16 protein-coding genes are annotated in these 14,620 nt (G+C 70.6%); 10 read left to right on the top strand and 6 right to left on the bottom strand.

Annotation, left to right across the window (positions count from 1 at the left end; all coding sequences use genetic code 11):
* A partial coding sequence (locus ACH34R_RS43865; RefSeq protein ID WP_397567580.1) for an SLC13 family permease occupies positions 1 to 371 on the top strand: 371 nt, incomplete at its 5' end.
* Positions 372 to 396: 25 nt separating this feature from the next.
* Positions 397 to 1,629: a cation:proton antiporter gene (locus ACH34R_RS43860; protein ID WP_397567579.1), complete on the top strand. Its 1,233-nt coding sequence runs from the start codon at positions 397 to 399 to the stop codon at positions 1,627 to 1,629.
* A gap of 40 nt (positions 1,630 to 1,669) precedes the next feature.
* On the opposite strand, the gene ACH34R_RS43855 is transcribed toward ACH34R_RS43860, so the two are convergent.
* The 4 genes from ACH34R_RS43855 to ACH34R_RS43840 all read right to left on the bottom strand — a co-directional run bounded on the left by ACH34R_RS43855 (position 1,670) and on the right by ACH34R_RS43840 (position 5,429).
* Positions 1,670 to 3,226: an ABC transporter permease gene (locus tag ACH34R_RS43855; RefSeq protein ID WP_397567578.1), complete on the bottom strand. Its 1,557-nt coding sequence runs from the start codon at positions 3,224 to 3,226 to the stop codon at positions 1,670 to 1,672.
* A complete protein-coding gene (locus ACH34R_RS43850) occupies positions 3,223 to 4,095 on the bottom strand; it encodes an ATP-binding cassette domain-containing protein (protein WP_397567577.1) in 873 nt (290 codons plus the stop codon). The genes ACH34R_RS43855 and ACH34R_RS43850 overlap by 4 nt, the downstream gene beginning before the upstream one ends.
* Complete coding sequence (locus tag ACH34R_RS43845; RefSeq protein ID WP_397567576.1) at positions 4,088 to 4,753, bottom strand: TetR/AcrR family transcriptional regulator; 666 nt, start codon at positions 4,751 to 4,753, stop codon at positions 4,088 to 4,090. Before ACH34R_RS43845 ends, ACH34R_RS43850 begins: the two co-directional genes overlap by 8 nt.
* Positions 4,754 to 4,976: 223 nt before the next feature.
* Positions 4,977 to 5,429 (bottom strand): GbsR/MarR family transcriptional regulator, encoded by a 453-nt coding sequence (locus ACH34R_RS43840; RefSeq protein ID WP_397567575.1) that lies wholly within the window; start codon positions 5,427 to 5,429, stop codon positions 4,977 to 4,979.
* Between the two features lie 49 nt (positions 5,430 to 5,478).
* On the opposite strand from ACH34R_RS43840, the gene ACH34R_RS43835 reads away from it, so the two are divergent.
* From ACH34R_RS43835 to ACH34R_RS43810, 6 genes are all read left to right on the top strand, one after another.
* Positions 5,479 to 6,339: an SDR family NAD(P)-dependent oxidoreductase gene (locus ACH34R_RS43835; RefSeq protein ID WP_397567574.1), complete on the top strand. Its 861-nt coding sequence runs from the start codon at positions 5,479 to 5,481 to the stop codon at positions 6,337 to 6,339.
* A 92-nt stretch (positions 6,340 to 6,431) separates the two neighbouring features.
* Positions 6,432 to 6,746, top strand: a complete 315-nt coding sequence (locus ACH34R_RS43830; RefSeq protein ID WP_397567573.1) for a hypothetical protein — start codon at positions 6,432 to 6,434, stop codon at positions 6,744 to 6,746.
* 41 nt (positions 6,747 to 6,787) lie between these two features.
* Positions 6,788 to 7,501 (top strand): TetR/AcrR family transcriptional regulator, encoded by a 714-nt coding sequence (locus ACH34R_RS43825; protein WP_397567572.1) that lies wholly within the window; start codon positions 6,788 to 6,790, stop codon positions 7,499 to 7,501.
* 5 nt (positions 7,502 to 7,506) lie between these two features.
* Positions 7,507 to 9,999 (top strand): PEP/pyruvate-binding domain-containing protein, encoded by a 2,493-nt coding sequence (locus tag ACH34R_RS43820; protein ID WP_397567571.1) that lies wholly within the window; start codon positions 7,507 to 7,509, stop codon positions 9,997 to 9,999.
* Between the two features lie 51 nt (positions 10,000 to 10,050).
* Positions 10,051 to 11,256, top strand: coding sequence for a cytochrome P450 (locus tag ACH34R_RS43815; RefSeq protein ID WP_397567570.1), 1,206 nt, complete (start codon positions 10,051 to 10,053; stop codon positions 11,254 to 11,256).
* 94 nt (positions 11,257 to 11,350) lie between these two features.
* A complete protein-coding gene (locus ACH34R_RS43810) occupies positions 11,351 to 11,542 on the top strand; it encodes a hypothetical protein (protein ID WP_111167783.1) in 192 nt (63 codons plus the stop codon).
* 77 nt (positions 11,543 to 11,619) lie between these two features.
* Here ACH34R_RS43810 and ACH34R_RS43805 read toward each other — a convergent pair whose 3' ends face one another.
* On the bottom strand, positions 11,620 to 11,850 hold the full coding sequence (locus ACH34R_RS43805) for a hypothetical protein (RefSeq protein ID WP_397567569.1): 231 nt from the start codon (positions 11,848 to 11,850) through the stop codon (positions 11,620 to 11,622).
* 199 nt (positions 11,851 to 12,049) lie between these two features.
* Here ACH34R_RS43805 and ACH34R_RS43800 point away from each other — a divergent pair, with 199 nt between their 5' ends.
* The gene (locus tag ACH34R_RS43800) at positions 12,050 to 12,616 is read left to right on the top strand and encodes a redoxin domain-containing protein (protein WP_397567568.1); all 567 of its coding nucleotides are present in this window, start codon (positions 12,050 to 12,052) and stop codon (positions 12,614 to 12,616) included.
* A 21-nt stretch (positions 12,617 to 12,637) separates the two neighbouring features.
* Positions 12,638 to 13,519, top strand: coding sequence for a cytochrome c biogenesis CcdA family protein (locus tag ACH34R_RS43795; protein WP_397567567.1), 882 nt, complete (start codon positions 12,638 to 12,640; stop codon positions 13,517 to 13,519).
* Positions 13,520 to 13,653: 134 nt separating this feature from the next.
* Here the strand turns inward: ACH34R_RS43795 and ACH34R_RS43790 are convergent, their stop codons facing one another.
* Complete coding sequence (locus ACH34R_RS43790) at positions 13,654 to 14,454, bottom strand: alpha/beta fold hydrolase (protein ID WP_397567566.1); 801 nt, start codon at positions 14,452 to 14,454, stop codon at positions 13,654 to 13,656.
* Positions 14,455 to 14,620: the final 166 nt, after the last annotated feature.

Raw genomic sequence — 14,620 nt, 5'->3', positions numbered from 1 at the left:
CCGCGGCCGATGCCACCGAGGGGCGGCTGGGCGTTGCCACCATGGGGTTGCTGGGCGCCTCGGCGGTGCTGTCGGCGATCGTGGACAACATCCCGTATGTGGCCACGATGAGCCCGATCGTCGCCGACCTGGTCCAGGCCGGCGGCGGCGAGGGCTCCGGACAGGTGTTGTGGTGGGCGCTGGCGTTCGGCGCGGACCTGGGCGGCAACGCCACCGCGGTCGGCGCGGCGGCCAACGTCGTGGTGCTGGGCATCGCCGCCCGCAACGGCACACCGATCGGTTTTTGGCAGTTCACCCGCTACGGCCTGGTCGTGACCGCGGTGACCATCGCGTTGTGCGTGCCGTACCTGTGGCTGCGCTACCTCGCATGACCGGCACCGATCGCGCGGAGACGCCATGATGATGACCTTGCTCACCGCCTTCGCCGGCCTGCTCCTGCTGGCCGTGCTGCTGTCCAGCCTGGCCCACCGCACGATCCTGTCCACCGCGGCGTTGTTCCTGGTCGCCGGGTTCGTCCTGGGCGACGGCGCGCTCGGCGTACTGTCCCTGACCCCCGGCGACGAACTGGTCGGCGGCCTGGCCGAGCTGGCCCTGTTCGCCGTCCTGTTCAGCGATGGCATGCGGGTCGGCTGGAAGGACCTGCGCACCGCCTGGCGGCTGCCCGGCCGGGCGCTGGGCTGGGGGCTGCCGCTCACGCTCGTCATCACCGCCCTGCTGGCCCATTATCTGATCGGCCTCGGGTGGGTCGAATCGCTGCTGGTCGGCGCCGTTCTGGCGCCGACCGACCCGGTGTTCGCCGCGGCTTTGGTCGGCAACGAGAAGGTGCCGCCGCGGCTACGCCAGTTGCTGAACGTGGAGTCCGGCGTCAACGACGGGCTCGCGCTGCCGTTCGTCGTGCTCTTCCTCGCCATCGCCGCCGGCTCGGCGGACCTGCATCTCGGCGAACTGGGCCTGGAACTGGGCATCGGCATCGTGATCGGCGTGGCCGTGCCCTGGCTGGCGATCAAGTTGGAGCAGACCCGCTGGTTCGCCGCCTCGACCCAGTACGAGCCGCTCAACGCCCTGGCCATCGGCCTGCTCGTGCTGGCGCTGGGCAAGGTCACCCACGGCAACCTGTTCCTGGCCGCGTTCGCGGCCGGCATCACCGTGGCCACCTTCGGCGAACGGCAGCGGGCATCGTTCGAGCACTTCGGCGAGTTGATCGCGGAGGTGTTCAAGCTGGCCGCGCTGCTGGTGTTCGGGGCGCTCATCACCCCGGCACTGCTGGGGTCGGTCGGCTGGCAGGGCTGGGTGTTCGCGGTCCTGGCGCTCGTCCTGGCCCGCCCGCTCGCGATCTGGATCTCCTTCCTCGGGTCAGGGCTGTCGATCCGCGAGCAGGCGGCGGTGGCATGGTTCGGCCCGAAGGGGTTCGCCTCGGTGGTCTACGGCCTGCTCGTGCTCAGTTCCGCGATCGCCGCCTCCCAGCAGGTCTTTCAGTTGGTGGCGGTGACCATCGTGCTGTCGATCGTGCTGCACTCCTCCACCGACATCGTGGTGGCCCGCGGCTTCGACGACGAACGCGACGTCCCGGCCTGGTTCGGCGGCATCCGCCGCCTCCGCCGACGCACCGAGCCGGAAGGGGAGGCCTGAGGCATACGCGAACGCCCCGCGCTCCCCCGACTGGCCCGCATCACAGCGCCAGGTCACGGCGGCGGAGCCCGTACAGGCCCACCGCGACCAAGCCCGCCGCCACAAGGGTGAGCCCGGCCAGTGTGCCCGCTCCCGGATCGGCCAGCGTGGAGTAATGAACGTGGGCGAACGGAGACATCATGAACAACGCGTCGCTCACCAGGCCGACCTCCCAGCCCACCTCCCACGCGACGGCCAGCGCCAAGGCCGTCCATCCCACGACCACCCCGGCCCGCCGGAACAGCCCGAACGCCGCCAGGGCGATCCCGGCCATCACCCACACACCGGGCAGGATGACCGTGGTGCGGGCCAGGTTTCCAGCGAAGTCTCCGTTGCCGAGGCTCAACGCCAGCCCGGCGATCACGAGCACGAGCACGGGAACCCCCACCGCGAACAACAGATGGCTCACCGCCCAGCGCGTCCGGCTCACCGGACCGGACAGGAGAAGTTCCGTGGCCTGCTCGCCACGCAGGCGGAGCACCGTCATGATCGCGTACAGGGAGACCGAGTACACCGCCAGCTCGTACACGACGAGCTGGAAGAATATCTCCGCGGGATCATCCGCCCCCGTGCGCGCGGCCCAGAAGTCCAGCGCTCCGCTCCGGCCGAACGCCTTGACGGCGTTCTGCCCGCCCAGCCCGATCCCCGCGCCGACGAAGGCGGCGCCCGCGATCCAGGCCAGAGCCATGCCGCGGTGCATCCGCCAGGCCAGCCCGAACGCTCCGCGCAGGTCTTTGGGCGCACGGGCAGGGCCGAGCCGAGCAGGCAGGAGTCCGGTGCCGAGGTCCCGGCGGGCCGACAGCGCGTACGCCATCCCCAGCAACGCCGCGACGAACGCCACGACCAGCAGGAACACCCACCACTGCTCGCCACCGAAGGCGCGCGCACGCAAGAACCAGCCGTTCGGCACGAGCCAGCCCAGCCACGCCAGGCCAGGACCGCCCAGGTCGCTGACGCCCCGGACCAGATAGGCCGCGAAGAACACCGTGAACGCCACGGCTCCGGCCACGCGGGCGCTCTGGGTCACCTGTACGGCGACCGCGGCCAGCGCGGCCCCGACCCAGCCGCCCGACGCGGCCATCAACCCCCAGGCCAGGGACCCGGCCAGGGGCAGCCCCGCGCTCACGCCGACCATGGTGATCAGTAGGGCCAGGACGGCATTGGCGGCCAGCACCACGATCAGAGCAGCGGTCAGCGGGGCGTGCCGCCCGACGGCGGCCGAGCCGAGGAGTTCCCGTCGCCCGCTCTCCTCATCCGAGCGGGTGTGCTTGACCAGGAGAATGACGCTGGCCAGGGCGGCGAAGAGCGTGGTGGCGGCGCCTCGCTGCTGAGCAGCCGCCGCGCCCAGCCCGTCGCCGTAAGCCGGTCCCTGCAACAGCAGGATGACCGGGTTCTGCACGATCTCGTTGGCGTAGTACAGGCGCGCTTCCGCAGTGGGGAGCAGTTGCCGGATGGTGGCCACCGTGGTCGCCACGAAGAGGGTGATCGACAGGATCCACAGCGGCTGCCAGACGCGGTCGCGGCGCAGGATCAGCCGGATCAGTGCGACCGTGTTCATCGATAGTGCCTCATGAACAGTTCTTCCAGGGTGGGGGGCTGGGCGGTGATGTCGCGTACGCCGCATTCGGTCAGGCGGGCGAGCACCTCGCCGATGTGGCCGGTGTCGGCCTGGAAACGTACGCGATCAGCGTCAACGGTGAAATCGTGGACATGGGGCAGGCCGCCGTCCGGAATCCTGTCGAGTACGGCGGTGACCGAGGTACGTGTGAGGTGGCGCAGTTGCGCGAGGGTTCCGGCCTCCACGATCCGTCCGTCCCGGATGATGCTCACCCGGTCGCAGAGCGCCTCGACCTCGGCGAGGATGTGGCTGGAGAGCAGGACCGTACGCCCGGCCCGCCGTTCCTCGACGATGACGTCGCGGAAGACCGCCTCCATCAGCGGGTCCAGACCGGAGGTCGGCTCGTCCAGCACCAGGAGTTCCACATCGGAGGCGAGCGCGGCGATCAGCGCGATCTTCTGCCGGTTGCCCTTGGAGTAGGTACGGGCCTTCTTGCGCGGGTCCAGGGCGAATCGCTCGATCAGCTCGTCGCGCCGCCTGGCGTCGGTGGGGCCGCGCAGCCGTCCCAGCAGATCGATCACCTCGCCGCCGGACAGGCTCGGCCACAGGGTGACGTCGCCGGGGACGTACGCGAGCCGCCGGTGGAGTTCGACGGCCTCGGCCCAGGGATCGCCGCCGAGCAGGCTGACCTGGCCACCGTCCTTGCGCAACAGGCCGAGCAGGATGCGCAAGGTCGTGGTCTTGCCTGCGCCGTTGGGACCGAGGAAGCCGTGCACCTCTCCTTCCCGTACGGTCATGTCCAGGCCGTCCAGCGCACGGACCTGGCCGAAGTTCTTGAGCAGTCCCTGGATCCGGATCGCATCAGTCATGGGGGTGCCCTTTGGTCTGGTGGTCGGCGACGGCTTGGCGGACCTGGGCCCCCGGGCCCGAGGTGAGCCACTCCCCCATGTGCGCGTAGACATCGACCATGGCCATGTTGAACCGGGCGAGATTCGCCTGGTGCAGCGCGTCCATGCCGAATCGCCGGGACAGATGCTCGTGGAGCACGATCGTGCCGAGGTGCATCGCCGCCATCACGGCGGCGCGTTCGCGCACCTTGGCCTCCTCCGGTGGGAAGTCATCCGGCCAGTTGTCCGTGAGGAACCGCTCGGCGGCCTCGGTGCCTTCGTCGAACATCGCCGCCGCCACGGGCGAGCCCTCGACCAGCGCCCGGGCGAGGTAGCGGACGCTGAGCCGGTTCGCCTCGTAAATGCCGCGGAGGAACTCGGGAGTGACCTCGGCCCCGTCCTGCACCTGGCCGGCGGCTCCCAGCACGGTGTCGCGGACGTAGGAGTCGCAGGCTTCCTGAAGGCCCTCTTTGGTGCCGAAATGGTGCTGCACCAGGCCGATCGAGACGCCGGCGGCGTCGGCGACGGCCTTCATCGTCGCGCCCTTGAAGCCTCGCTCGGCGAACTCCGCCAAGGCCGCGTCCCGGATGCGGGCGCGGGCGGTCAGGTCCTCGGGCGGCCGGTCATGAGTTGAACGCATGACCCCGGACACTATATGAGCATATGGTTTCCCACAATCCCATATTGCCCGCACGACAGGACACCGCCGGCCCCTCCCGCGACCGGCCGGCCGGCACTCGTGGTGCGGGGCGGTCTCGCGCCCACTCTGGCACCCGCAGGAGCCGCAGATCGACACCTCACCCGTTGCCGGGCATGGCCTGCTGGGATAGTGAACCTCCCGGAGGCGCTGCGGTCACAGGTGCTCATGGCCGCCGTTCGCGGTCCCATCGGTCGAGGAGCTTAGGGAACTCGCGGCCCATGAAGGCGTACATGTCACGCATCCGTTCCAGCCTGGCCCGGTTCCCGGGGGCGTCGCCGACGACGGCCAAGCCCTGCTCGGCAAGCTCGGCGAACGCGGTGAACTCGCTCATCTTCGCCCGGAACGCACGCCCGAAGACGTCGTCGGTCAGCCGGTAGTGGTCGCGGCGGCCACGCGGCGGGCGGAAGCGTTCGACGAGCCCGGATCGTTCGAGGTGCCCCAGGGCGACGCTCATGCTGCTCTTGGCCACGCCCAGCCGCTCGCACAGCGCGGGGGCGTCAGCGGAACCGTCCGGATCGACCAGGAGCAGGCCGATGACCCGGCCCGCCGTACGGCTGAGCCCCAGGCGCTCGAAGTACAGCCCGGCGCTCTCCACGAATTCCTCGACGCTTGCCACGCCTCGATTCTATTCTGTTCGGATCGTTCCGAACATATAGACTCACCGCATGCTCACCATCGCCATCACCGGCGCCAACTCCGGCATCGGCCTGCGCGCCGCCCGCGCCCTCGCCGCCACCGGCCATCACGTACTCGCCCTGTGCCGCGACCCTGGCCGGGGCCGCACGGCGCTGGCCGACATCAACGCCCACGCTGTACACCCCGCCGACCTCATCCAGGCCGACCTGTCGATCCCCGGCTCCATCCACGCCGCCGCCGACCGCGTCGCACAGACCACCGGCCACCTCGACGTGCTCATCAACAACTCCGCCGTCTTCGACCAGACGCTCCGCAAGCCCCACTTCACACCGGAAGGACACGAACTGTTCTGGGCCACCAACCACCTGGGCCCGTTCCTGCTCACCGCCCGCCTCAGCCCGCTGCTCGCCGCCGCCCGCGTCCCTCGCGTGATCAATGTCGCCAGCAAGGGACTGCTGTCGATGCCGCGCATCCGCATCCGCTTCGACCAACTCGACGACCCGAGCTGGTTCACCCCGACCCGGGCCTACTACCACGCCAAACTCGCCCAGATCATGAGCACCTTCACCCTGGCCGACAGGACCGAGGGCCGGCTGGGGGTGACCTGCGTGCGCGTGCCCGCCGTACGCCTGGACCCGGACCGGGTGGCCGTCATGCCCTGGCCGCTGCGCGCCCTCTACGCCCCCAAGAACCGCATGGCCGTACCCGCCGAACGGCTCGGCCGGACCTACGCCCGCCTGGCCACCGGACCAGGAGACCTACCCGGGCGGTACGTGGACGAAGACCTCCGCCCGGTCCGCGCCCCGGCCTTCGCCTACGATGCCGCGGCCCGCGAACGGCTGTGGGAGGTGTCCCAGGCCGCCACCGGCGACCCCGTCTGGGCCTGGTGACCGGCAAGCGCTGCGCCTGACCCTGCGCCGCGGTCGTCGGCCGGCACGCGTCGCTCACCGCCGCGTTCCTCGTCTCCGTTACCACCAACACCGTGCCGGCCCTGCTGGTGGCCGCCACGGCCATGGGAGCGGGACTGCCCGCGGGCAGCGCGCTGCTGTTCGGCGTGAGCACGGCGGCCATGGGGCTCGTCTTCGCCGGGGTGACGGGAGTGGCCGTGCAGTTCACCCAGCATTCCAGTGCGCCCGGTGGGATCGCGGCGCCGGCGCTGTTCGGGTTCGCGCCCAGGACCCTCGCCGTTCAACCACACCCCGCGCTTGCCGATCGAGGAGTTTCATCTCACCCCGTTGGTGATGCTCACCGTTCTCGCGGTGGCCTTGGCAACCGGCCGTTGCCGCCCAGTTTTTGAACGGATAAACTGATCTGGTCAAAAACTTACGAAGGAGGCCGATGGCAAAGGTTGGACGCCCACCACAAGATCCGGTACAGCGTGCGCACCGGATCCTCGATGCCACCGCGGAGCTGGTCCTGCGGTGGGGCTATGACAAGACGACCATCGACGACGTGGCAAAAGCGGCCGGTGTCGCCAAAGGCACGATCTACCTGCACTGGAAGACCCGCGACGACCTGTTCGCCGCGCTGCTGCGCCGCGAGCGGGTCCACGTTGCCGAAGAGCTACGGGCGAGCGGGCCGGCGACGATGGGCGAGCTGTTCGGCGGGTTCGTCGGTACGGCGCTGCGCCGGCCGCTGATGCGGGCCGTCCTGGTCGGCGACCCCGAGTTGCTGGGCAAGTTCGCGCGGATGAAGCGGCACAGCACGACCGGCCTGGAGCTGGGGCCCGCGTTCGACACCTACATCGGGCGGCTCATCGAATACGGCGCGGTACGCGAGGACGCCCGGGAGCACACGATCGCGATCGCCGCCATCGTGTACGGGTTCGTGTTCCTGCCGGACCTGCTTCCGCAGGCGGCGGGCCTGCCCGGCGAGCGCATCGCCGAGTTGGTGGCCGACACCGTCGAGCGCGCCCTCGGCTCAGGCCGGGAGTTGCCGGACGACGACGCGCGCGCCGTCGCTCAGGCGACCATGGACCTTCTCGACGCCATGGCCGAGAGCGCGCGCGGCAAGCTGGCGGCCTCGCTGGGATCAGCGGAGGGAGCATCGTGAAGCCGGTGCTGCCTTTCGATGATGTCGCGGCCGACCTGGCGAGCGTGGGCGGCAAGGGCGCGTCGCTGGCCAAGCTGGCCAGGGCCGGGCTGCCGGTGCCCGGCGGGTTCCACATCACCACCGGCGCCTACCGCGCGTTCGTGGCGCCTTTCCGGGACGAGATCGACCCTGGCGATCCCGAAGGCGTCGCGGCGCTGTTCGCCCGCCATGAGATCCCGGCGGCGGTCGCCGGGGAGATCGAGCGGGCGTACGCCGAGCTGGGAGCGGACGTGCCGGTGGCGGTGCGCTCGTCGGCCACCGCAGAGGACCTGCCGCAGATGTCGTTCGCCGGTCAGCAGGACACCTACCTCGGCATCCGCGGTGACGCGCTGCTGGAGGCGGTGAAAAGCTGCTGGGCCTCGCTGTGGAACCCGCGCGCGATCGCCTACCGTGACCACAACCACGTCCCGCACGACGACGTGGCGCTGGCCGTGGTGGTGCAGAGGCTGGTGGACGCGGACGCGTCCGGGATCATGTTCACCGCCGACCCCGTCACCGGCGACCGCGGCACGACGGTGATCAACGCGTCCTGGGGCCTGGGCGAGGCGATCGTCGGCGGCCAGGTCACCCCCGACACGATCACGGTCTCGGGCGGGGCGGTCACCACGGCCACGACCGCCGACAAGACGGTCATGACGGTACGCACCCCGACCGGCACCGAGGAGCGCCCGGTCCCCGATGAACTGCGCCGCGCGCCGGTCCTCACCCCGGGCAAGGCGGCGGAGCTGACCGCGCTCGGCGCGCGCGTCCAGGAGCTGTACGGCGTCCCGATGGACGTGGAATGGGCCATGCGGAATGGCGCGTTCGCCATCCTCCAGGCCCGCCCGATCACCGGCCTCCAGCCCCCGGTGGAGGAGTGGAACGACAGCCGCAAGGGCGACTACCTGTGGACGGCGGGCAACTTCGGGGAGGCCATCCCCGATGTCATGACCCCCATCACCTGGTCGTTCGTACGCATGTTCATCCACGAGGCCATGTCCGGCTCGGCCACGCCCGGCCTCGACATGGTGGGCAACATCGGCGGCCGGTTCTACATGAACCTCACCCCGATGTACTCGCTGATCAAGACCCTGCGGTTGAAGAGCCTGTCCGGCCCGCTGGAGGACGTCTTCGGCAAGATCCCGCCCGGCCTCGACGTCCCGAGGGTGAAGCTGCTGCGCTGGGAGTTCTTCAGGCAGGGCGTTCCCGCGGCGATCCGCGTCCGGCTCCGGGTCCGGAGACACCTGAAGGGCATGCGCGCCTTCCTGGCCACCGCCCGCGGCCGGTGCGAGGAGCTGCGCGCCGCGGTCGCCGCCTGCGGCTCGGCGTCCGAACTGGCCGACCTGTACGAACGCCAGATCCAGCCGTACGCCGTCACCTCCTGGCGCATGCTGGAGGCCGGGGGCCGCCAGGGTGGCACCGCGCTGCTGCTCACCCGCTCCAAACTGCGCAAGATGATGGGCGACCTCGACGCCGAAGCCATGCTCACCGGCGTCAACGCGGCCGGCGACCTGGCCAGCATGGGCCTGGTCGTGGGGTTGTCCCGGCTGGCGCGCGGCGAGATCGGCCGCGAGGAGTTCGCGCGGACGTACGGGCATCGCGGCCCGCACGAGTTCGAGGTGTCGATCCCGCGCCCCGGCGAGGACCCCGGCTGGATCGACGCCCAGCTCGCCGGGCTGCGCGACCTGCGTACCGGCACCGAGGCGCTGCTGGCCCGGCAGGAGCAGGCCAAGGAGGCCGCCTGGGCGCGCTTCGCCGCGCGCCACCCGGGCAAGGTGGCCGGGATGCGGGAGCGGGTGCGGCGCTGGGGCGAGGTCGTACGCGACCGTGAGTCCACGCGGTCGGAGGCCGTGCGCGCGTTCTGGGCGCTGCGCGCGTTCGTCGTGCGCGCGGGTGAGCTGACCGGGTACGGCGATGACCTGTTCTACCTCTACCTGGAGGAGCTGCCGGCCCTGCTGCGCGGGGACAGGGCGGCGCTGGAACGGGTTCCGGTACGACGGGCCACCTACGAGCGGTACGCCGCGCTGCCGCCGTACCCGGCGCTGATCATCGGCCACTTCGACCCCGTGCGCTGGGCCGCCGCCCCCGACCGGCGGGCCGACCTGTACGACGCCCGCGGCCACACCATCCCGGTCAGCGACACCGTGACCGGCTTCCCCGGCGCGCCCGGCGTGGTGGAGGGCATCGCCCGGGTGCTGGCCGGCCCCGAGGAAGGCGACCGGCTCAAGCCGGGCGAGATCCTGGTCACGACGCTGACGAACGTCGGCTGGACACCGATGTTCCCGCGCGCCGCCGCCGTCGTGACCGACCTGGGCGCACCGCTGTCACACGCCTCGATCGTGGCCCGCGAGCTGGGCATCCCGGCCGTGGTCGGCACCGGCAACGCCACGATGCGACTCCACGACGGCGACCGAATCCGGGTGGACGGCGCGCACGGCACGGTCGAGCTGCTGAACGGCACGGTCGAGCTGCTGACCTGAAGGCCCGGCCCGACGGCTCCTCCCGACAAGCGACAGAACGAAGGTGGCAGCATGAAGGACCCCGTCGAACTTCCCTGGAAAGCCCGTGTCACCCGGCCCACGCCGTTCGACCCGCCGGAGATCTTCGCCGAGCTGCGGGACGAGCGTCCGCTCCGCCCCATGACCTTCGCCGACGGCCATGTGGGCTGGCTGGCCACCGGGTACGACGTGGTCAGGGCCATCTTGGCCGACAACCGCTTCAGCGTCCGGCGCGAACTGGCCCACCCGCCGGTCACGATGCCCAACGCCGCGGCGCAGGGCATGTTCTACGCGCCCGCTCCACCGGGCACCTTCGTCCGCCAGGACCCGCCGGACCACACTCGCTACCGCACCCTGCTGGCCGGCCGGTTCACCCTGCGCCGCATGCGCCGGCTCGAAGAGCGGATCACCGAGGTGGCCGGCGAGCGCCTGCACGCCATGGAGGCGGCGGGGCCGCCCGCCGACCTCGTCCAGGCGCTGGCCCGCCCCGTCCCCTCGCTGCTCATCTGCGACCTGCTCGGCATCCCCGACCAGGATCTGGCGACGTTCCGGCAGGCCGGAGACATCGTGCTGGACCCCGCCTCCTCCCCCGAACAGATCCAGCAGGGTTACGCCGACATGCTCGGCATCTTCCCGCCGCTGATCGCCGGCAAGCGCGCGCACCCCACCGGCGACCTCTACAGCGACCTCATCAACGGCGGCGACCTGACCGACCAGGAGCTGATCTCCATCGGCCTGCTGCTGTTCGCCGCCGGAAACGAGACCACCAGCACAATGATCGCCTGGGGTGCCTTCACCCTGCTGGAACACCCCGGCCAGCTCCAGGCGCTGCGCCGCGATCCGAGCCTGATCGACAACACCGTCGAGGAGGTGCTGCGGTACCTCACAGGGCCGGGCGGCATGCTGCGCACGGCGCTGGAGGACGTCGAGATCGGCGGCGAGTTGATCCGCGAGGGGCAGACCGTCGAGCTGCTCGTCGGCGCCGCCAACCACGACCCGGCCCGCTTCCAACGGCCCGGCGCCTTCGACATCACCCGCTCGCCCCGAGGCCATCTGACCTTCGGCCACGGCATCCACCAGTGCCTGGGCCAGCAGTTGGCCCGGGTGCAACTGCGCATCACGCTGCCCGCGCTCTTCGACCGTTTCCCCGGCCTGCGCTTAGCGGTACGGGCGGCGGAAGTACCGATCAGAAACGACTCGAACTTCTACGGCGTCAAGCGCCTGCCAGTGACATGGTGAGCCGGTCCGGGCGGCTGCCGGGTAGGCGATGTGTTCGCGTCAAGACGCGTCGGCACTACTTCACCCACCGACGCCCGCAGGAGACAGTGAAGTCATGCGTGGAAGGACACTTGACCTACTACTCCTGGGCGTCTGGGCGGCCGTCTTCGTGGCCGTGTCGCTGGTCGTACCAGGAATCGCGAACCTCGTAGTGGCCTGGGTGGGCGGCGTCGCCCTCCTCTGGTACGACGACCTGGTAAGGCATGACCCGAAAAGCGACGTGCTGCGCCCGCGCTGGCACTCATGAGCCAGGCTGCGGCAGCCTGGCGGCGTCATTGTCAGGCTGATGGGGACGTACGCACGGGCAGGCCGGTGAGCGCCCTTTCATGCCCGGCTGCCGGCCGGCTTCGCCCGCCAGGGTGAGCCCAGGGAACCGGTCGAACATGCCGGTGAGCGCGATCCGCGCCTCGGCGCGGGCCGACGCCGGACGGCGATCTCGGCGGGCCCGCCGTAGCACAGGAACTCCTCACCGCCGTCGTCCTCGCGTACCTTGATCAGCCCGGACAGCAGGTCGTCGCCGGACGCGCGGCGCTTGGCGGCGATCAGGTCGCACATGTAGCCGACCAGCCCTCTGGCCCCAGCGGCGATCCGCCCCAGCTACGCCAGGCGTCGCCGTCGTGCGCGGCGGTCACGCCGTCGCCGCCGGCCGCACTGAGCGCCCGGCGTCGTACCGAGGGCGTGGCACCCGGATGCCGGGCATCCCTGTCATCGACTCGTAAGATCCGGGCCCGGCACCCGTGCCTATGCTCACGCCGTGACGAGAATTCGTGTGACGGCCACCATCGTCGCCGCAGGAGTACTGGCCGCCGCCTGCGGCGCCTCCGATGAGATGGGACGCAGCGATGCGCCGGCCTCGGCAACGGTGGGACGGGCCTCCCCCGCGCCTGCCCCGACGCCCTCCGGGCGGGCGCCCGTTCCAGAGGGCCTGCGGTTCACCGCCACCACCTTGGGCGGGCAGCGGTTCGACGGCGCGAGCCTGACGGGCGAACCGGTCGTGTTCTGGTTCTGGGCACCGTGGTGTCCCAAGTGCCGGTCGGAGGCCCCGGCCGTCAAGACGGCCGCCGCCAAGTACACAGATGTCGCATTCGTGGGGGTCGCGGGCCTGGACGGCGAGGCGGCGATGAAGGAGTTCGTGCGGCGCACCGGGACGGGTGGCTTCCCGCACCTGTCTGACGAGAAGGGCGCGGTGTGGACCCGGCTCGGGGTGAGTCAGCAGTCCACGTTCGTGTTCATGAAAGCGGACGGATCAACCGAGAGGGTCGCCGGACCGCTCGGCCCCGATGACCTCGATCGCCATGTCGCCAAGCTGCGCACCCCCTGACGCGCCCCCGTGGGCCCCGAGATGACGGGGCAGTTGCCCCTGGCGCTGGCCCTGGCCGCGGGCCTGGTGGCGGCGTTCAATCCATGCGGGTTCGCGCTGCTGCCCGCGTACCTCACGATGCTCATCGTCGATGACCGGCCGGACGGTGGCGCTCTTGCGGGCGGGCCGGTGGTGCGGGCGCTGCTGCTCGGAGCGGCCATGACCGCAGGCTTCGTCACGGTATTCGGGCTGTTCGGCTTGGTGGTGACGCCGCTTGCGGTGTCGGTCGGCCAGTACCTGCCGTGGGTGACGATTCTGATCGGCGTCGCCCTGTGCGGACTGGGGGTGTGGCTCCTGACCGGCCGCGAACTACTGGTCCGAACACCCAGGCTGGCCACCGGCAGACCTATCGCCTCATTTGCTTCGCTGTACGGATACGGCCTCAGCTACGCGGTGGCCTCGCTCTCGTGCACCATCGGCCCGTTCCTCGCGGTGACCTCCGCGTCGCTGGCCACCGACGGCATCGTGGGCGGCCTGCTGGCCTTCGTCGCGTACGGCCTCGGCATGGGCCTGGTCGTGGCCACGCTGTCGCTGGTCGTGGCGCTGGCTCGATCGGCGGTGGTGGCCCGTGCGCGGGCGGTGTTGCCGTACGTGTCGCGGATCAGCGGTGGGCTGCTGGTGCCGGCAGGGCTGTACGTCACTTACTACGGCTGGTACGAACTAAGCGTCTTCGCCGGCGCCCCGCCCGATGACATGATCATCGGAGTGGCCACCGCCGCACAGGGCACGGTCGCGCGGTGGGTGGAATCCCTCGGGCCAGGCGGGATCGTCCTCACGCTCGCAGCGCTGGTGGCGGCCGTCGTCGTGGTCCGCATCGCCCGGCACGGCGCACGCTCGGGCCAAGGCGTTAGAAAGGACCGCTGACTCCTCCTTATATGCCGCCTCATGTCGCGGCCGGTGTTCGACGCATCGGCCGCCGACGAGCGTGGCCCCGCCCGCCATCACCGGCTTCTGAAGCTGATCAACAGTGTCCCTAGAACATTTTGCCAGGACTTCCTTTAGGGCCGGAAGAAGCCGGTGAGTACGGGAGCGAGCACCTTGGCGTTGACGGCGTGCTCGCGCACGTTGACTATGCGGCGTTCGGCGTGAGTGACACATGCGACAATCGCATCGGCCGCCTGGCTGAAGTAGTCGCTCTCCAGTCCTGCCATGTGCGGGTCGATGCCTGATCCCGTGACCACCAGTGTCGGCTGGGTGATCGTCGCGAGCCGGGCGACGGGCGGCGGCCCGTCCGCCAGGCAGGCGGCGTCGTAGGCCAGCGTGTGCGCGAGTTCCAGCAGCGCCGGCCACATCGGCGAGCTCTCCGCTCCGGCAATGTCCTGATCCGAAGCACCCGCCAGCCGCATGAACAGCCGCAACGCCTCCCCGCGTCGCCCGACGGCCAGCGCGGCGCGCAGCTGTCCGACATAGTTCCGCCACGCCTGGACGGCAGGTTCTCTCGTCGCGTAGGGCACGTCGAACACCGCGACCTTGTCGACGGACAGCCCGGCCGCCGCCGCCTCCAGGACGAGCGCACCTCCCGAGGAGGCGCCGAACAGATGCACCGGCCCGCCGACCACGTCGATCAAGGCCGCGAGATCCTCGATCTCACGCTCCACCGCGTACGGCTGCACATCGCCACTCCCGGCACGGCCACGGCGAGCGTAGTTGACGGCAGTGAAGCCTTCGGCCAGCTCCTGGGCCAGCGGCCCGTTCTCCGTCCCATCGTCCAGCCCACCGCCCACCAGCACGACGACCGGACCGCTACCGAACCGCTCGTAGACGATCGGCGTGCCGTCCCGCGAAATCACCTGCGTCATGGCTCCTCCTTGACTCGACGCATGCGCATGATGCCGAACCTAGTGCTGTGACCGGAAACGATCACCGGGTTGCGTGACGTTTCAGGCTGCGGGTTCGAGGGGCCGTCCGCCCCAGCGGATGCCTTTCTCGCTGCGGACACGGGCGCGTTCGCGACGTTGGGCGGCC

Source organism: Spongiactinospora sp. 9N601, assembly GCF_044326295.1.
Taxonomy (GTDB): domain Bacteria; phylum Actinomycetota; class Actinomycetes; order Streptosporangiales; family Streptosporangiaceae; genus Spongiactinospora; species Spongiactinospora gelatinilytica.
The sequence above is the reverse complement of the archived record's forward strand: the minus strand, read 5'-3'. Positions and strand labels throughout refer to the sequence as shown.